At 65.2% G+C, this 18,174-nt stretch carries 15 protein-coding genes and 3 pseudogenes; 13 read left to right on the forward strand and 5 right to left on the reverse strand.

The annotated features are described in order from the left end of the window. Window positions 1–21 precede the first annotated feature (21 nt). From HNR28_RS03000 to HNR28_RS03010, 3 genes are all read right to left on the reverse strand, one after another. Entirely contained in the window at window positions 22–240 is a 219-nt protein-coding gene (locus HNR28_RS03000) for an AlpA family transcriptional regulator (protein ID WP_016446183.1), read from the reverse strand. Window positions 241–358: 118 nt separating this feature from the next. Continuing rightward, the gene (locus HNR28_RS03005; RefSeq protein WP_016446184.1) at window positions 359–1,120 is read right to left on the reverse strand and encodes an ATP-binding protein; all 762 of its coding nucleotides are present in this window, start codon (window positions 1,118–1,120) and stop codon (window positions 359–361) included. A gap of 530 nt (window positions 1,121–1,650) precedes the next feature. Next, window positions 1,651–2,562, reverse strand: coding sequence for a LysR family transcriptional regulator (locus tag HNR28_RS03010; protein WP_016446185.1), 912 nt, complete (start codon window positions 2,560–2,562; stop codon window positions 1,651–1,653). 231 nt (window positions 2,563–2,793) lie between these two features. On the opposite strand from HNR28_RS03010, the gene HNR28_RS03015 reads away from it, so the two are divergent. Further along, window positions 2,794–3,225, forward strand: a complete 432-nt coding sequence (locus HNR28_RS03015) for an ExbD/TolR family protein (RefSeq protein ID WP_170288398.1) — start codon at window positions 2,794–2,796, stop codon at window positions 3,223–3,225. 169 nt (window positions 3,226–3,394) lie between these two features. Next, complete coding sequence (locus HNR28_RS03020) at window positions 3,395–4,303, forward strand: LysR family transcriptional regulator (protein ID WP_023093167.1); 909 nt, start codon at window positions 3,395–3,397, stop codon at window positions 4,301–4,303. Here the strand turns inward: HNR28_RS03020 and HNR28_RS03025 are convergent. Next, a pseudogene (locus tag HNR28_RS03025) lies at window positions 4,300–4,872 on the reverse strand (LysR family transcriptional regulator); the annotation flags it as partial. The gene HNR28_RS03020 and the pseudogene HNR28_RS03025 overlap by 4 nt on opposite strands. 139 nt (window positions 4,873–5,011) lie before the next feature. Between HNR28_RS03025 and HNR28_RS03030 the strand changes: the two are divergent. Continuing rightward, a pseudogene (locus HNR28_RS03030) lies at window positions 5,012–5,480 on the forward strand (IS66 family transposase); the annotation flags it as partial. Between the two features lie 82 nt (window positions 5,481–5,562). On the opposite strand, the pseudogene HNR28_RS03035 reads toward HNR28_RS03030, so the two are convergent. Beyond that, window positions 5,563–5,856, reverse strand: a pseudogene (locus HNR28_RS03035) (IS110 family transposase); the annotation flags it as partial. Between the two features lie 284 nt (window positions 5,857–6,140). Between HNR28_RS03035 and HNR28_RS03040 the strand changes: the two are divergent. The 10 genes from HNR28_RS03040 (at window position 6,141) to HNR28_RS03085 (ending at window position 18,095) form a co-directional block, all read left to right on the forward strand. Next, the gene (locus tag HNR28_RS03040) at window positions 6,141–6,422 is read left to right on the forward strand and encodes a helix-turn-helix domain-containing protein (RefSeq protein ID WP_012761384.1); all 282 of its coding nucleotides are present in this window, start codon (window positions 6,141–6,143) and stop codon (window positions 6,420–6,422) included. 35 nt (window positions 6,423–6,457) lie between these two features. After that, window positions 6,458–7,027 (forward strand): Hsp20/alpha crystallin family protein, encoded by a 570-nt coding sequence (locus tag HNR28_RS03045; protein ID WP_024973321.1) that lies wholly within the window; start codon window positions 6,458–6,460, stop codon window positions 7,025–7,027. A gap of 93 nt (window positions 7,028–7,120) precedes the next feature. Then, a complete protein-coding gene (clpK, locus tag HNR28_RS03050) occupies window positions 7,121–9,970 on the forward strand; it encodes a heat shock survival AAA family ATPase ClpK (RefSeq protein WP_151023685.1) in 2,850 nt (949 codons plus the stop codon). A 17-nt stretch (window positions 9,971–9,987) separates the two neighbouring features. Continuing rightward, on the forward strand, window positions 9,988–11,418 hold the full coding sequence (gene cls / locus HNR28_RS03055; RefSeq protein ID WP_033986170.1) for a cardiolipin synthase: 1,431 nt from the start codon (window positions 9,988–9,990) through the stop codon (window positions 11,416–11,418). Window positions 11,419–11,445: 27 nt separating this feature from the next. Beyond that, a complete protein-coding gene (gene ftsH / locus HNR28_RS03060) occupies window positions 11,446–13,326 on the forward strand; it encodes an ATP-dependent zinc metalloprotease FtsH (RefSeq protein ID WP_033986169.1) in 1,881 nt (626 codons plus the stop codon). Next, complete coding sequence (trx-GI, locus tag HNR28_RS03065; RefSeq protein WP_031755011.1) at window positions 13,323–13,763, forward strand: heat resistance system thioredoxin Trx-GI; 441 nt, start codon at window positions 13,323–13,325, stop codon at window positions 13,761–13,763. The genes ftsH and trx-GI overlap by 4 nt, the downstream gene beginning before the upstream one ends. A gap of 3 nt (window positions 13,764–13,766) precedes the next feature. Further along, window positions 13,767–15,482, forward strand: coding sequence for a heat resistance system K+/H+ antiporter KefB-GI (gene kefB-GI / locus HNR28_RS03070; protein ID WP_151023684.1), 1,716 nt, complete (start codon window positions 13,767–13,769; stop codon window positions 15,480–15,482). Further along, on the forward strand, window positions 15,479–15,976 hold the full coding sequence (psiE-GI, locus tag HNR28_RS03075; protein ID WP_151023683.1) for a heat resistance protein PsiE-GI: 498 nt from the start codon (window positions 15,479–15,481) through the stop codon (window positions 15,974–15,976). Before kefB-GI ends, psiE-GI begins: the two co-directional genes overlap by 4 nt. After that, the gene (locus tag HNR28_RS03080; RefSeq protein WP_151023682.1) at window positions 15,954–16,919 is read left to right on the forward strand and encodes a zinc metalloprotease HtpX; all 966 of its coding nucleotides are present in this window, start codon (window positions 15,954–15,956) and stop codon (window positions 16,917–16,919) included. Before psiE-GI ends, HNR28_RS03080 begins: the two co-directional genes overlap by 23 nt. A 24-nt stretch (window positions 16,920–16,943) precedes the next feature. Next, window positions 16,944–18,095: a S1C family serine protease gene (locus HNR28_RS03085; protein ID WP_033986168.1), complete on the forward strand. Its 1,152-nt coding sequence runs from the start codon at window positions 16,944–16,946 to the stop codon at window positions 18,093–18,095. Window positions 18,096–18,174: the final 79 nt, after the last annotated feature.

Genomic DNA, 18,174 nt, shown 5'->3' on the forward strand with positions numbered 1-18,174 from the left:
GGCATGAACCGAGAAGAAGCGTCAGGCGCGTTCTTTGAGGCGATCGGCGATCCACTGTTCGATCTCCACCGAGTCCCAGCCCACCGCGCGCACGCCCAGGCGCAGCGCCTTGGGGAACTTGCCTTCCTTCATCAGGCTGTAGATGTGCGCGCGCTTGAAGCCGGTCTTGGCTTCGACCTCGGCGCGGCGCAGGATGCGGTGCTCGGTCGGTGCCGCCGTGGCGGTGGTCTGCGAAGACATGAGGGTCACTCCTTAACGCTCAGAGGCGCTGATTGGCGTGACTCGCATTAAGAACGCCGCGCTGAGGAAAGACACCGCAAATGCGGCATCCGCGACCGCAGATACGGTCTGGCATCGCTCAGGAATTTGTGCTCTGCAGATTGCGCCGAGCCAGTGCGAACTTGGCCTGCAGCGTGCGCTCGGTGATGCCCATCGCGTTGCCGTGGTGCGCCACCATCGCGCTGATGATGGCTTCCTGCGTCAGGAAGCTGGAATACGGCATGCCGCTGGGAGACTTGCCCAGCAGTAGCGTCAGTAACCCGCCAACGATGTTCAGGTAGGTCGATTCGCTGCGCGGCCCAGGCGTGCTCGCACGCTCCGCGTCGGCCGTGTAGGCGGCGTGCGTCTTCAGCAGCGCCTCGTGCTCGGCGCGCAGCGTCTCGTGCACGCCCAAGTGTTCCGCCAGCCGCGCCTTGATCGCTTCCCGCTCGGCCAGCAATGCGCCCACTGTGTCCAGGCTGATCGCCGGGTGAAGTGCACGCTCGATCTCATCGAACAGAAACGCCGGTTTCTCGCCGGGGTAGTAGTACGCCATCCAGGCTTTCAGGTCGACGTGCCGCACCGTCAGCGACAGGTCGTCCATCGTCAGGCCCTGCGTGTCCCGCACCAAACCCTCCTTGCTATACGGCATCTCGCCGTGAGCCAGCGCATCGAAGATTCTTTCGGCGTTCAACCGCAGCATCGGCCAGCGCGGAAACTCCGTTGCCTCCGGTAGAGGCCGCTGTCCCAAGGTCGCCAGGATGCGCCGCTCGAAGCGCAGCAATCCGCTCCAGCGGATTGCCGCCTCGATCGGGCGGTAGTAGGTCTTGGCACCATCGGCCAGGCTGCTCGACTTCGGCATATCGCGCGCCTCCATTCGTCATCGCACCGAGTCCACGCACACGCACCCGCCGTACAGGCGACGTGCGTGGCCGTCCAGAAGTCTCCGGGCGAAACGAGCAAGTGGCGAAGCGGCGAAGACCGTGGCATCGACGATGCCGCCGGTTTCGTTGCGAGATGTGCGTCTTGCCGCGCATGGCGCCATCACTCACAATTCGCAAGCCGCGAAACATGCTGTCACCAGCGTCATTCGCGGGCACCATGCCTGACCCGGATAACCAGGCCAAAGTCTTTGCAGGGGAAAAGGCCCAGTAAAGCGCGATCAGCTCAACACGCCAGAGCCGATGCGCATACGGCAAGCACTGTTGCGCCGCGCGTCTTCGCTGTGACGCGACGCGATGGGCATGCAAGTCTCATCGCAGGATGCCAACCGCAAGCGCGAGCAGCCTGAGTGCAGCACGCCCGTGCACCGCGTCAATGGAACCCCGCTATGACAAAACAGGTCTGGCACCTTGACCAAAATGGCATCGCCCCAACCCGCCTGAAGCAGCCTCATGCGAGCCGTTGCGTATCTAACGGCATATGGCCGACACGCTGAGCACGGTCGATGAAGTGGCGCAGCGGCTCCGACATCGCGCCCTCGGGATGTAGCAGGTAGGTCGTCAACGCCGCCGAGTCCTCGTCCAGCGGCCGGACGATCACGTCCGCCTGCCGGCATGCCACCGCGTGCGCCGCGGTGGAAAATCCCACGCCATAGCCGGCCGCCACCAGGGCCAGCATCAACGAGTGGGTCGTCACGTACTCGGCCACGACCGGCGGTGTCTCCACCAGGCGCAGCAGGCGCTCGCATTGCCGGCTGCACTCCTGACAAACCTGCGGGTGACACAGCACCAGCGGGTAGCCCACCACCTCGTCCAGCGGTACCCGCTTGTGCGCCAGCAAGGGGTGCCGCGCGGGTATGGCCACCACCAGTGGATCTTGCCACACCGGCCTGGCGACCACCCCGGCCGCCATCTCGCCGGCCATCGCAAAGGCCGCGTCGTACAGGTCGTTGCCCAGGCCGCCCACCACCTGCGACAGCGGCGCCTCGAACAGCCGGATGCCCACTTCCGGCGCCTCCTCGCGGCACAGCGCGAGCAGCGCCGACAGCCGGGTCCGCCCGACGCCGCCGGCCAGGGCGATGCGCAGGGCGCCCCGGTGTCCCACCGCCACCGCCCGCGTCTTGGTCTGGGCTTGCTCAAGGGTCAGCAGCACGCGCCGGGCCTCCTCCAGAAACACCTGCCCGGCCGGGGTCAGGCGCACGCCGCGCGGCGTGCGCTCCAGCAGCGCCACGCCCAGGTCGGCCTCCAGTTGGCGGATCGTGCGCGACAGGGGCGACTGCTCCACATGCAGCCGCCGCGCCGCCCGGCCAAAGTGCAACTCTTCGGCCACGGCTATGAAACAGCGAAGATGGCGTAAGTTCATGTACTTCCCCCCAGAAAGTGGAGTCCATTCCTCTGGCCGCAGGGAACCGCATGAGTGCTTCCCGGTGGCTATGCCGGTCACAGAGGCTTCCAGTTGCCGCCATCCGGCCTTCAGTCGCCGGCGAGGCGGCGAGTGTCCAGGCAAGGCCGGGTTATTCCATCGGTGTTGCCATATCACACAAAACCTCGGACAATCAATAATAATTCTCATTAGCATCCGTGTCTGAATGGAGTGAAGCCGATCAAGCCCGACGTGGCGAACCTGTCCGTCACTACCCACGGGAGCGTGTTCTGGAACGATGGACGCATGGGCGACGAGCAGCTCGCACAGCGGCTGCAGGCCTCCGCGCCGCGTCAACCGCAGCCCGAGGACTTCATCCGCGGCGACCGCCTGGTGGGCCCGCCAGCGCGTCGCGCAGGTGTTGGCGGCTACGCAGAAGTCCGGGTGTTGAAACTGAGCTTCGTGACCGACCCGGGCAGCAACCGGGGTGAGCCGAAAGACACCCTCATGAAACTGCATCGGCACGCTCGCCTTGACGTCCGCGTGTCGTCGTCGGTTGCACTGATCGCGGACACGAGCCACACGCGCGCACCTGCGCGCGGTGCCCGGCGCACCGCTGCCCGCCCTGGCATGGCAGCAGCAGGCGCTGACCATCAGCATTGAATGTCCGGGCTGTGTGCGCCGGCCTGCTCCGCGCGTGTCGGCGACGGGCCTGTTCCCGACAGGCATGAGTGCTTCGACGCGATGCCATCGAAGGAGGTGCTGACGGGATGCGGATGGAGGTGCTGGCGCCGGATAGGCTGAACCAGAAGAAGACAAACAGGAGGTGGCCTTGGATTTCAGATTGCTGCGTTACTTCATCGCAGTTGCGGAAGAGCTGCATCTGGCCCGTGCAGCCGAGCGTCTGGGCATCGAGCAATCGCCTGTGTCGCGTGCGATGCGCGACCTGGAAAGCCAGCTTGGCGTGCAGTTGTTCGACCGCAGCACACGCCTGACGCGGCTGACCTGGGCCGGCCAGGTGTTCCTCGGCGAATGCCGGCGCGTGCAGGCCACCGTGGAGCAGGCAGTCAAGAGCGCCAAGGCGGCGGCACAGGGCTGCCAGGGCCATCTGCGCATCGCGATCTGCGACAGCCTGGCGCAACCCCGCATCGCCACCTTGCTGGCACGCAGCCGCGAGGATGAGCCCGAGCTGGAGATTCGCGTCTTCGAGCTGCCGTTCGCGCAGCAGCTCAAGATGCTGCACAACGATCTGCTGGACATCGGCTTTGGCTTGTCAAACGCGGTGCATGATGGCCTCGTCGCCGAGCCGGTGTGGACCGATCCGCTGTCGGTGATCGTGCCCGCACGCCACCCCTTGCTGGCACACGTGCAGGTGCCGCTGGCCGAAGCCTTGAAGTTCCCGCTGGTTCTGTGCCATCCCGAATCGGGATCGGGCTGCCGCCATCAGATTCAAGCGCTGCTGCAGGACGCAGGCACGCCCCTCAAGCTGGTCGATGAAGTGACCAGCCTGGGCGTGATGCTGACCCTGGTCGGCGCCGGCTACGGCATCGGTTTCTCCATCGCCTCGCAGGTGCAGACGCTACAGCGCCCGGACATCTCCATTCGTCCCCTGGCCGGCATCCCACCGATGCTCTCTACCTACCTACTGCGCCGCCATGGCGAACCCTCCGAGCCGATGAAGCGGTTCATCGAGCGAGTGAAAGACGAGGCCGCACCGGTCGATGAAGAGCCAGTCCTTTGAGGACGGCAGCTCGCCACTTCCTCCAGCGGCACTTCCTTGAAAGCCAGCAGCGGATGCCTGGCGGGCAAAGCCACCACCAGCGGGTCTCGCCACACCGGCATGGCGACGATGCCGGCGTCCATTTCACCAGCCAATGCAAAACCTGCGTCATACAAGTCGTTGCGCAGTCCAGTCACCAACTGCGCCAGTGGCGTTTCAAATATCCGAATGCCGACCTGTGGTGCCTCCTCGCGGCAAAGCGCAAGCAACGCCGACAAGCGGGCCTGCCCCATGTCACCAGATAGTGCGATGCGCAGCGTGTTCCGCTGGTTCGCTGCGGCGCGTGCCTTGGTCTGCGCTTGCTCGAAGGCCAGCAGTACGCGCCGGGCTTCTTCGAGGAAGACCTGTCCCGCCGGTGTGAGACGAACACTGCGTGGCAAGCGGTTGAGCAGCGGCACCCCTAAATCCGCCTCCATCTGGCGGATCGTGCGCGACAGTGGAGACTGTTCGATGTGCAGCCGTCGAGCAGCCCGGCCGAAGTGCAGTTCCTCTGCTACGGCGATGAAGCAGCGAAGATGGCGTAAGTTCATGCTTTCTCCCTGCCGATGTGATCAGTCCATATCATCGTAGGGAGCCGAATAGTGCGGAGGATTCACCTCTGTATCGAGATGAGAGCCATCCTGGGGGGTGATGCTCGGATGCTTTTCGCCCATGTCGGCGCCTACGGCGAAGCTCTCGTTCGAGATCGCCCAGCTGCGACGCCTGAAGTTCGGCAAGAAGAGCGAGCAGCTCGATGCCGAACAACGCGCGCTGTTCGACGAGGCTCTGGACGCCGACCTTACCGCGGCTGAGGCGCAGCTCCAGGAACTGCTGGGCAAGAAGAAGCCGCCGGCTACGCCTGGCGCGATGCTTAAGCGCACCGCCTTGCCGGCGGACCTGCCGCGCGTGGACTGCCACCACGAGCCCGAGAACACCCGCTGCGCGTGCGGCTGTGCGCTCAAGCGCATCAGCGAGAAGCTGGACTACACGCCGGGCGTGTTCACGGTCGAGTGCCACATCCGCAGCAAGTGGACCTGCGCATAGGTGCCGAACGCTGACCCAGGCGCCGGTCCCGGCGGAGATCATCGCCAAGGGCATCCCCACCTCCGGGCTGCTCGCGTGGGTGCTGGTCGCAAAGGACTCCGACCATCTGCCGCTTACATGGTCGTCCCTAGGCAAGCAGGAATAAGCTGCGTGAGTGAATCGGGAGGTTTGCGTAGCTGATGGCTGGCCAGCAGCGTCTGCGCCGGCGGCTTCACCGGCACGAAGCGCATGTGCGGGCGGGTTGCCGCCTCGCAGATCGCTGCGGCATCGGCCGCACCGTTCTTGCGTCCCTTGCCGGCCATGCGGTAGGGCGTGACGAAGTGGCCTGCAATCAGCCGCGCATCCAGCCCATAGCCGCGCAGCTTGCGTGCCCAGTGATGCGCACCGCCGCAGGCCTCCAGGGCCACCAGGCAGCCGGGAGGCAACTGCGCGCACCAGGCCGCAAACTTGTCAGCGGCCAGCGCCTTGGCAACCACCACGCGCGCATCCACCGCATGCACCTAGATAACCCGCTTGGCCAGATCCACCCCGACTCGGGCAATCTCGTTCATGGACTTCCCCTTTCCCATGGCTGCAGATTGATGACTTGGGGAGCACCATCGCGGTGGCAGCCAACATTTGTTTCCTGGCTGCTTACGATTGAGTCACATCAATCGGCCAGCAGATCGCTGGATGTTGACTCTTGACTTTCTGCATGTTGGGCCCAACATCTTGCAAAGTCTTGCAAGAATTTCCTCGAGCGAGGCCGCGTGACGACGGAACTTGTGGGGGTGGTATGACAGCGCGCCAGCAGGCGATCTTCACACTCGACGAGTTGGCCGCCTACTTGAAAGTCGGCAAGCGGACGCTTTACCGGCTCGCCTCGCACGGGGAGATTCCGGCCTTCAAGGTCGGCGGGACGTGGCGGTTTCGTCAAAGTGAAATCGATCGATGGATCAATGATCAGATCCAAGCAGGCAGAAAGAAGGAGGTGATACGCACAGATGAGCAGCCAAAGTCAGCGGAACACTCCGTGTCGTCTGGGCGCGCTGTCCGTCGCCGCAGGCAAACGGAGTGAGCGAGAGTCTTCAATTTTTCTTCTGGAGGTGTGACATGGACATTGATTTCAAGAAATTGGCTCCCTGGAACTGGTTCAAGAAGGAGCAGGAAGAACAACAGAGCACTGCCTCGCTGCCGGTGCAGCGCAATGACCTGCCGGTGGCGGGTGGGCCCGTCAGTCCCATCCTGCAATTGCATCGCGAGATCGACCGCCTGTTCGACGACGCGTTTCGAGGCTTCGGTTTCCCGACGCTGGCCATGCCACGCTGGCCGTCGGACTGGCCGGGCATGCTGAAGCCGGCGCTGGACATCCAGGAGACCGACAAGCAGTACAAGATCGCCCTGGAAGTACCCGGCGTCGAGGAAAAAGACATCCAGATCACGCTCGACAACGACGTGCTGCTGGTGCGCGGTGAAAAGCGTCAGGAGCAGGAAACGAAAGACGGCGGTTTCCACCGGGTGGAGCGCTCCTACGGCAGCTTTCAGCGCGCTCTGAACCTGCCGGCCGATGCCAACCAGGACACGATCAAGGCCGCTTTCAAGAACGGCGTGCTCACGATCACGATGGAAAAGCGCGAGGCCAGTACGCCCAAGCAGGGGCGCTCGATCCCGATCAACGGCTGACGCGGGGCAGCGCGTTTTTCTCAAAAACCACAAAGAGATGAGGCACCGTGATCGGCGGTGCCTCGTCAGATCAATCTTTACAGGAGCATCAGCATGGCCAGAAAACAATGCCAAGTCTGCGGCCAGCCCGCCACGGTGCGGGTGGAAGCCAATCTCAATGGTCGCCACAGCACCATGCTGTTGTGTGACGATCACTATCGCCAACTGGTGCGCCAGCAAAAGCGCACCGTCTCACCGCTGGAAGCCTTGTTCGGCTCGCGCAGCGGGCTGTTCGAAGACTTCCTTGGCAGCGACTTCTTCCGCATCGGTGACGACGCACCGTCCATGGCGGCCGATACCGACGAGGTCGTCGATGCCTCGTTCGGCGAACCCGCCCCGGCCGGTACGGGCACCGCGCGCCGTCGCGGCAGTGGGCTCGCCAGCCGTATCAGCGAACAGTCCGAGGCCCTATTGCAGGAGGCCGCCCGACACGCTGCAGAGTTCGGGCGCGCCGAAGTCGATACCGAACACCTGCTGCTGGCGCTATCCGACAGCGACGTGGTCAAGACCATCCTGGGGCAGTTCAAGATCAAGGTCGATGACCTCAAGCGCCAGATCGAATCCGAAGCCAAGCGCGGCGATAAGCCGTTCGAGGGCGAGATCGGCGTGTCGCCCCGGGTCAAGGACGCGCTCAGCCGTGCTTTCGGGGCCTCCAACGAACTCGGCCACTCTTATGTCGGGCCGGAGCATTTCCTGATCGGGCTCGCCGAGGAAGGCGAAGGTTTGGCGGCCAACCTGCTGCGCCGTTACGGCCTCACGCCGCAAGCGCTGCGCCAGCAGGTAAGCAAGGTGGTCGGCAAAGGGGCCGAGGATGGCCGCGCCGAGACGCCGACCAACACGCCCGAGCTGGATAAATACTCGCGCGACCTCACCAAGATGGCGCGCGAGGGCAAACTCGATCCAGTCATCGGCCGTGCGCAGGAGATCGAGACCACCATCGAGGTGCTGGCCCGGCGCAAGAAAAACAACCCGGTGTTGATCGGTGAGCCCGGCGTCGGCAAGACCGCCATTGTCGAAGGACTGGCGCAGCGGATGGTCGCCGGCGAAGTGCCCGAGACGCTGCGCGACAAGCGTCTGGTCGAACTCAACATCAACGCCATGGTGGCAGGCGCCAAGTACCGCGGCGAGTTCGAGGAGCGCGTGCAGAAGGTGCTCAAGGAAGTGACCGAGCACCAGGGCGAGCTGATTCTCTTCATCGACGAGGTGCACACCATCGTCGGTGCAGGCCAGGGTGGCGGCGAAGGCGGGCTGGACGTGGCCAACGTGTTCAAGCCGATGATGGCGCGCGGCGAACTGAACCTGATCGGCGCCACCACGCTCAACGAGTATCAGAAGTACATCGAGAAGGACGCCGCGCTGGAGCGTCGCTTCCAGCCGGTGATGGTGCCCGAGCCGACGGTAGCGCAGACCATGATGATCCTGCGCGGCTTGCGCGACACCTTCGAGGCGCACCACAAGGTCAGCATCACCGAGGATGCGATCATCGCCGCCGCCGAGTTGTCGGACCGCTACATCACCGCGCGCTTTTTGCCTGACAAGGCCATCGACCTGCTCGACCAGGCGGCCGCACGCGTGAAGCTGTCGGCCACGGCCCGCCCGGTGGCGGTGCAAGAGCTGGAGTCCGAACTGCACCAGCTGCGGCGTGAGCAGGACTATGTGGCCTCGCGCAAGCAGTACGACAAGGCCGCCGAGCTGGGCAAGCGCATCGAGGCCAAGGAGACTGAACTCAAGAAGCTCGTCGAGGAATGGGAACGCGAGCGCGCCTCGGGCAGCGCCGAAGTCAAAGCCGAGCATGTCGCGCAGATCGTCTCGCGCCTGACCGGCATTCCGGTCAACGAGCTGACGGTGGAAGAACGCGAGAAGCTGCTGCATCTGGAGCAGCGGCTGCACGAGCGCCTGGTGGGCCAGGACGAAGCGGTGCGCGCGGTGGCCGATGCCGTGCGGTTGTCGCGCGCGGGCCTGCGCGAAGGCAGCAAGCCGGTGGCGACTTTTCTGTTCCTCGGGCCGACCGGCGTGGGCAAGACCGAGCTCGCCAAGGCGCTGGCCGAGTCCATCTATGGCGATGAAGGTGCGCTGCTGCGCATCGACATGTCCGAGTACGGGGAACGCCATACCGTGGCACGCCTGGTGGGCGCGCCTCCGGGTTATGTGGGCTATGACGAGGGCGGCCAGCTCACCGAGAAGGTGCGTCGCAAGCCCTACAGCGTGTTGCTGCTGGACGAGATCGAGAAGGCTCACCCCGACGTCTACAACATCCTGCTGCAGGTGTTCGACGACGGGCGGCTCACCGACGGCAAGGGCCGGGTGGTGGATTTCACCAATACCATCATCATCGCCACCTCGAACTTGGGCTCGGACATCATCCAGCGTCGGCTGAAGGCCCGTGGCGCCGCCGGCGAGGAATACGAGAAGACCAAGTCCGAGGTGATGGACGTGCTGCGCGGACACTTCCGCCCCGAGTTCCTCAACCGCATCGACGAGATCATCGTCTTCCATGCGCTGGGCAAGGAGGAGATCCGCCATATCGTCGGCCTGCAGCTCGATCGTGTGGCCCGCAACGCCGCCAGCCAGGGCGTGACGCTGACCTTCGATCAGACCTTGATCGATCACTTCGCGGAGGAAGGCTACAAGCCCGAGTTCGGCGCGCGTGAGCTCAAGCGGCTGATCCGCAGCGAGCTGGAAACTGCTCTGGCGCGCGAGATGCTGGGTGGCGGTATCGGCAAGGCCGATCACGCCAGCGCCCGCTGGGACGACAAGGCCGAACGGGTGGTCTTCGAGCGCCAGGAGCCACCCGCGAAGCCGGCCGAGCCTGAGAAGCCCGATGCCGCGAACGTGGCCGAGACGCCGCCGAGCGACGCGAGCAAGCCTGCGCGCAAGAAGAAGTCAGCGGGCGGCGAATCTTGAGTCATGGGGAGGCTGTCGTGTCCGACCCCAACGGGCTGACATGGGCAGCCACCCTCGTGTCGCTGGCGGTCGCTATCCCCACAGCGGGGCACGCGGTCATCTACAAGCGTGACCCTCGATCGGCCACGCTGTGGGTGCTGCTGATCGCGCTGTTGCCGCTGGGCGGTTCGCTGCTGTATGGGCTGTTCGGCATCAACCGTTACCAGCGGCGGGCGCGGCGGCTGTTTCCGGGGGCAGATCCTGCTGTTCGGCAGGACCTCGCGCCTACGATGCCCCAGGCCGTATCGGCGCCGTTTGCCGGCCTGGCGCACCTGGTGGGACGTGCCACCGGCCAGTCGCTGACCAGCGGCAACCGCATCGAGCCGCTCGTCGATGGCGAGCAGGCCTACCCGGCCATGCTCGCTGCCATCGAGTCGGCGCGGCACAGCGTCGCGCTGGCTTCGTACATCTTCGACAGCCAAGGCATCGGGGCGCAGTTCGTCGATGCGCTGCGCCGGGCTCATGAGCGCGGCGTGCAAGTGCGGGTGCTGATCGACGACGTCTATGCCCGCTGGAGGCCCCGCAGCGCCTACCGCGCCTTGCAACGCGCCGGCGTTCCGGCGGCGACGTTCAACCCGACGTTGATTCCCGCGCGCCTGCATGCCGCGCATCTGCGCAATCACCGCAAGCTGCTGGTGATCGATGGCGAGACGGGTTTCACCGGCGGCATGAACATCTTCAGCCCGTATTGGCGGCCCGATGCGCCGGAGCAGGCCTGTCACGATTTGCACTTTCGTCTGCGCGGGCCGGTGGTTGCGCATCTGATGCGGTGCTTCACCGATGATTGGTGCGATACCACGGGCGAGCGGCTCAGCAAGGGTTTCTGGGGCGAACCGCCCGCAACGGCTGATGAGCGAGGAACCTCTTGGGCGCGCGGCATCGAGGCCGGTCCCGATGAGGCCCTGGACAGGATGCGCTGGACCTTCATGGGCGCTTTGAGCGCGGCGAAGCATTCGGTGCGCATCTGGACACCTTACTTCGTGCCCGATCAGCCGATGATCGCGGCGCTGAGCACGGCCGCGTTGCGCGGCGTGCGCGTCGAGGTGCTGACGCCCGCAAACGGCGACCATCCCACGGTGCAATGGGCCGCGCGCGCCCACTACTGGCAGGTGCTGGAGCACGGTGTACGCATCTTCGAACGGCCTGGCCCGTTCGACCACAGCAAGCTGATGCTGATAGACGGCCAGTGGTGCTGCCTGGGTTCGGCCAATTGGGATGCGCGCAGCCTGCGCCTGAACTTCGAGTTCAATGTGGAGGTGTACGACACCGCGTTGTCTACGCGGCTGTCATCCCTTTTTGATGCCGCCCGTGATGCGGCGGACGAGATATCGGCGATGGCGTTGCGCGCCCGCCCGCTGGCCATCCGCTTGCGCGACGGGGTGGCCCGTCTGTTCACCCCCATTCTCTAGCGGCACGACTTGCGAGGAACATTGCCCATGGAAAAGAAAGATCAATGGAACATTGGCTACTGGATCGTCGCCGGCCTGTTGCTGCTGACGCTGCAGAACTACTGGCAGGCGGCCAAGACCGTCGAGCCCGTGCCCTACAGCGAATTCGAGAAGGCGCTGGCCGAGGGGCGCGTCGCCGAAGTGCTGGTGTCGGACCGCACGGTCACCGGGCGCCTGAAATCGCCGGACGGCCGGGGCAAGACCACCATCGTGGCCACTCGCGTCGAACCCGACCTGGCCGAGCGGCTGTCCAAGTACGACGTGCCTTACGCGCGGGTGGTGGAAAGCACCTGGCTACGTGATGTGCTCTCCTGGATTCTGCCGGCGGTGGCCTTCTTCGGCGTCTGGTTCTTCCTGTTCCGCCGCTTCGCCGAGAAGCAGGGCATGGGCGGCTTCCTGAGCATCGGCAAGAGCCGCGCCAAGGTGTTCATGGAGAAGAACACCGGCGTCACCTTTGCCGATGTCGCGGGTGTCGATGAGGCCAAGGCCGAGCTGGTCGAAATCGTCGACTTCCTGAAGAACCCGCAGGATTACGGCCGCCTCGGCGCGCGCATCCCGAAAGGTGTGTTGCTGGTTGGCCCGCCCGGCACGGGCAAGACCCTGCTGGCCAAGGCCGTGGCGGGCGAGGCCGGGGTACCGTTCTTCTCCATCTCCGGCTCGGAGTTCGTCGAGATGTTTGTCGGCGTGGGCGCGGCGCGGGTGCGCGACCTGTTCGAGCAGGCGCGCGGGCAGGCGCCGGCCATCATCTTCATCGACGAGCTCGATGCGCTGGGCCGTGCACGCGGCGTCGGCGGGCCCATCGGCGGCCACGACGAGCGTGAGCAGACGCTCAACCAGCTGCTCACCGAGATGGACGGCTTCGACAGCTCGGTCGGGCTGATCATCCTCGCCGCCACCAACCGCCCCGAAATCCTCGACCAGGCGCTGCTGCGTGCCGGCCGCTTCGACCGCCAGGTGCTGGTGGACCGGCCCGACAAGAAGGGACGGCTGGACATCCTGAAAGTCCACGTCAAGAAGGTGACGCTGGCTCAGGATATCGATCTCGAACAGGTGGCTGCGCTGACCACGGGCTTTTCGGGTGCAGACCTCGCGAACCTGGTCAACGAGGCCGCGCTGGCCGCGACCCGGCGCAAAGCGTCCGCCGTGGAGTTGCAGGATTTCACCGCCGCCATCGAGCGCATCGTGGCGGGCCTGGAGAAGAAGAACCGAGTGCTCAATCCCAAGGAGCGGGAAACCGTGGCCTATCACGAGATGGGCCATGCGCTGGTGGCGCTGGCGCTGCCCGGCACCGACCCCGTGCACAAGATCTCGATCATCCCGCGCGGCATCGGCGCGCTGGGCTACACGCTGCAACGCCCCACCGAAGACCGCTTCCTGATGACGCGCGCCGATCTGGAACACAAGATCGCCGTGCTGCTGGGCGGTCGTGCGGCCGAGAAGCTCGTGTTCGGCGAGCTGTCCACCGGGGCTGCCGATGACCTCGCACGGGCCACCGACATTGCCCGCGACATGATCACCCGCTTTGGCATGGACGAAGGACTGGGCTACATCGCCTTCGCGGCGCAGCGGCCACGCTTTCTCGATACACCGGAACTGGCCCACGGCGGCTGCCGGGTGGCCGAATCGACCCAGGCGCGCATCGATCAGGCCATCCGCGACATCGTGATGGGCGTGTTCGAGCGCGCCTACCGGATCCTCGACACCAACCGCGCGGTGCTGGAGCGTTGTGCGCGCGAACTGCTGGCGCGGGAAACGCTCGACGAGAACGACATCCGCCAACTGACGCAGGGCTTGCAGTCCGAATCCCGCGCGTCGGAGCCCCTCCAGCCCGAAACCTCACTCTCTACACCCCAAGGGTCCACACCATGAGCGAACACCTTCACCTCGTTTGTCCGCACTGCCAGTCCATCAACCGCGTGCCGGCCGCCAAGCTCGCGGATCGTCCCAACTGCGGCCGCTGCCAGCAGCCCTTGTTCACGGGCGAGCCCATCGAGTTGACCACGGCGACGTTCTCGCGCCACGTGGAGCGCAGCGATTTGCCGCTGCTGGTCGATTTCTGGGCGCCCTGGTGCGGGCCGTGCAAGATGATGGCGCCACAGTTCCAGCAAGCGGCGCACCAGCTCGAACCCAGGATCCGGCTGGCAAAGGTGAATACCGAGGCTGAGCCCCACCTGGCCGCGCAGTTCGGTATCCGCAGTATTCCGACGCTCGCCCTGTTCCAGGGTGGGCGGGAGATCGGGCGTCAGGCTGGCGCCTTGGGCGCGCAGGACATCGTGCGCTGGGCATCTGCACAGGTGGGGCGCTGACCGATGCAGGACTTGCTCGGCGCCACCCTGATCCTGCTGGCGGCATGCAGCCTCGCGGATGTGGCGACGGCGGCGTTCAGAGTACCCGCCTTGCTGGGTTACCTCGCCGTCGGCGCCTTGCTGGGCCCGTCGGTCAGCGGTGTAGTCGCGCCGGGAGAAGCGCTTGATTTTCTGTCCGAGCTGGGCGTGGCCCTGCTGCTGTTCATGGTTGGGCTGGAGTTCTCCCTCGGGCACTTCTGGCTTTCCCGTAAAACCGTATTGGCGGCCGGCAGCTTGCAGATGATCGCTGTCGCCACGCCACTGACCTTGATGTTGATGTGGCTGGGACAGCCAGTTCAGCGCGCTGCGTTGCTCAGCACTGCGGCGGCCATGTCGTCCACGGCGCTGGTCAGCCGACAGCTGGCCGACCAAGGCGAGCTCACCACCCGCCACGGCCGCAGCGCCATCGGCGTGCTGGTCTTTCAGGACCTGGCCAGCGTGCCCCTGCTGGCCCTGCTGGCGATCTGGGCGCGCGGCGAGTCGCCGAAGATCGAGAGCGTGCTGCTCGAAGTGTTGGGCGTGCTGATGTTGTTCGCGGCAGCGGCCCTCGCCTCCCGTCGTCTGTTGCATGGCCTGCTGGGCTGGGTGGCGCGGCAGGGCCACGAAGAATCCTTCGTGCTGGTTTCCTTGTGCGTGGTGGTGGCTGCCGCCGCTGCTGCACACGCGGTCGGCGTATCCGCCGCCCTGGGTGCGTTTTTGGCCGGCATGGTGCTGGGCGAGAGCGACGTCCGGCACCACATGGAAAACCACCTCAAACCGTTTCGCGATGTGTTGTCGGGGGTGTTCTTCGTGACTGTCGGCCTGCAGCTGGACGGAGCACAGATTCTTTCGGCACCGCTGACGGTGTTGGCGTGGCTGGCAGTGCTGGTGCCGGTCAAGATCGTGTTCAATACCCTGGCCTTGCGGGCGACGCGCTTGTCCGCCCTCGATGCCTGGCGCACGGGCATAGCGTTGGGGCATGGCGGCGAGTTCGCCCTGCTGTTGTTGGGCATGGTCTTGCAGCAGCATCTGATCCCCGCGACCGTCGTACAACCCATGCTAGTTGCGCTGGTGCTCAGCATGGCCCTGGCACCGCTACTGATCCGCCATCACGATGTACTTGCCCGGTTCTTGAGCCGCACCGGCGGCGTCATTCAGCCACCCCAGGCTGAAGAAGTCGAGATCGCCGCGCAGACGGCGCGATATCGAGACCATGTCATCGTTTGCGGCGCGGGCGAGCTTGGCCTGACAGTCAGCGAGATTCTTCGCCACGCCGGCGTGGCGCATCTGCTGCTGGAGGCGGACGCGCAGAAGGTCGAGGCCGCGCGTGCCGCCGGCGCGCCGGTGTTCCATGGCGATGCCAGTCGGCCCGATACCTTGCTGGCTGCCGGCTTGACGCATGCGCACATGGTGGTGCTGACGTTCGCCCATGCCCAGCAAGCGTTGCGCATCGCCCAGGCGATTGCCGAGCGCCGTCCGGCGCTGACCTTGTGGGTGTCATGCAGAAGTACGACCGCGGCCGATGCATTTCGCGCCATGCCCAACGTGCGCGTGTACCAGCAATCCTTTGCCGCAGCTATTGGGCTGGCGGAACAGGTGATGTCGACGCTTGGCATGTCGACCGAGCTGATTGAAGGACACATCAGCGCAATGCGCCGCCGTCTCGACAGCAGCCGTTTTCCAGGGAGTTCATCGTCATGAAATCAACACGCCTTAACCCATTTCAGGTCTTCCGTGACCAATGGGCCATCATGAGTTTTTACGAGCGCTTCGAGCAGGTCGTCGCGCTCGTGCTGTCGGCGGTGATTGCCGTCATCATCGTGGTGGCGCTGTTCCAGCTCATCTCCATCGTCTTCACGCTGCTGGTTCTCGATGCCTTCAATCCCCTGGATCACAAGGTATTCCAGAGTGTGTTCGGCATGATCATGACGCTCTTGATCGCGATGGAGTTCAAGCATTCCATCGTGCGCGTGGCGCTGCGTCGGGACAGCATCATCCAGGTCAAGACCGTGATCCTCATCGGCCTGATCGCGCTGGCGCGCAAGTTCGTGGTCCTCGACCCCGAGGCGAGCCCTGGCAAGATCGCCGCGCTTGCAGGCGCCACGCTGGCGCTTGGTGCCACTTACTGGCTGCTGCGCGAGCGCGACGACCGCGCTGCCGAGACATCTGAGCATGCCCCGTCATCATCCCAGTGACCCGCGCGCGGCGTTGTTGCAACACCGCTGGCTCAACCGCCTGCAGACCGGGCTGTTGGTCCTGACCCTGGTCGGGATCGCAGCCGCCGCAGGAAGCCTGCTGTTCGGGGAACGCGACCTGTGGCTCGCGCTGTTTGCCGTTGCAGGCACGCTGCTGCTGGAACCGGCAGCCGCATCCGCCTTGACCTTGCGCCTATACCGCGCCCGGGCGCTGCACCCGCACGAAGCCCCGGAAATTTGGGCCCTGTTGCACGAGCTGTCCGCCCGTGCCGGTTTGCCCGCCACGCCGGTGCCGCACTACGTGCCCAGTGCCGTCGTCAACGCCTTCGCCACCGGCTCCAAGCAGCATGCATCGATCGCCCTCACCGATGGCCTGCTGCGCAACCTGAGTTCGCGCGAACTGGCGGGTGTGCTCGCGCACGAGGTCGCGCACATCGCTAATGAGGATCTGCGTGTCATGGGGCTGGCGGATTCCGTCAGTCGCCTCACGAGCCTGCTAGCGATGGTCGGACAGATCGCTATTGTGTTCAGCTTGCCCGCACTGCTGGCCGGCGCGGTGGCGGTCAATTGGCCTGGACTGCTTCTGCTGATCGCCTCGCCCCAGCTGGCCCTACTCGCACAGCTCGGCCTGTCTCGCGTGCGTGAGTTCGATGCTGACCGCCTCGCGGCGGAACTGACGGGCGACCCGCACGGGCTGGCGTCCGCGCTGGCGAAAATCGAGCGGGTCAGCCGCTCCTGGCGTGCCTGGCTGCGGCCGGGATGGGGCAATCCCGAGCCTTCCTGGTTGCGCACCCATCCGGCAACGCAAGATCGTATCTCACGCCTGCTGACGTTGGCGCCTGGACCCGTAACAGCCTTGCCGTTTCACGCGCCCCATTTCTTGCCGGAATCCGCTGTGACGCCGCGCCCGCCGCGCTGGCGCCCGAGCGGGCTATGGCGCTGATTGCCTATCAACAGGAGACTTCTCATGGCCTACCCTGACCCGTACCCACGCCCCGCACCGGATCCCTTCATCCGGCGCTGGCTCGTCATCACTGCGTGCGTTGCAGCACTCATGCTGTTCTGGCAGTTCCTGCCCGCCATCGAAGCCTGGTTCAGCCCGCGCCAAGCCGCTGAGCGCACCGTCACGCCGCGTGGCGATCTGGCCGCTGACGAACAGGCCACCATCGAACTGTTCGAAAAATCACGCGCCTCGGTGGTCTACATCACCACCGCGCAGCTGGTGCGCGACGTCTGGACGCGCAATGTCTTCTCCGTGCCGCGTGGCACCGGCTCGGGCTTCATCTGGGACGACGCCGGCCACGTCGTCACCAACTTCCACGTTATCCAGGGCGCGTCCGAAGCCACGGTCAAACTCGCCGATGGCCGCGACTACCAGGCCGCGCTGGTGGGGGCGAGCCCAGCGCACGACATCGCCGTGCTCAAGATCGGCGTCGGTTTCAAGCGCCCGCCGGCTGTGCCGGTCGGTACCAGTGCCGACCTCAAGGTGGGACAGAAGGTGTTTGCTATCGGCAACCCCTTTGGCCTGGACTGGACGCTCACCACCGGCATCGTCTCCGCGCTCGACCGCTCGTTACCGGGAGAAGCGGGCGGCCCGGCCATTGATCACCTGGTCCAGACCGACGCCGCCATCAACCCTGGCAACTCCGGTGGGCCGCTGCTCGATTCGGCAGGAAGGCTCATCGGCATCAACACGGCGATCTATAGCCCCTCCGGCGCCTCGGCCGGGATTGGTTTCGCCGTGCCGGTGGACACCGTCATGCGCGTAGTCCCGCAACTCATCAAGACCGGTAAGTACATCCGTCCGGCGCTGGGCATTGAGGTGGACGAACAGCTCAATCAGCGCCTGCTGGCGCTGACTGGAAGCAAGGGCGTGTTCGTGTTGCGTGTTACCCCTGGTTCGGCAGCGCACAAGGCCGGCCTCGCGGGTGTCGAAGTCACGCCGCAAGGCATCGTGCCGGGCGACCGCATCATCGATGTTGATGGCCAGGCGACGGACGATGTGGCCAAGCTGCTCGCGCGGCTAGACGACAGGAAGGTCGGCGATGTGGTGGTCTTGTCAGTGGAGCGGGCCGGCAAATCGCGCGAGGTGCGTGTGGAGCTGCAACCCGGGAATTGATTGAACTGAACCTGTGGATCAGGCGGTAGTGCAGCGTCGCGGCGATTGAGGTTCTCAGGTCTTCGGCCAGGTAGCGTTC

Origin of the sequence: Castellaniella defragrans (genome assembly GCF_014203015.1) — a bacterium.
Classification (GTDB): Bacteria; Pseudomonadota; Gammaproteobacteria; order Burkholderiales; family Burkholderiaceae_B; genus Castellaniella; species Castellaniella defragrans.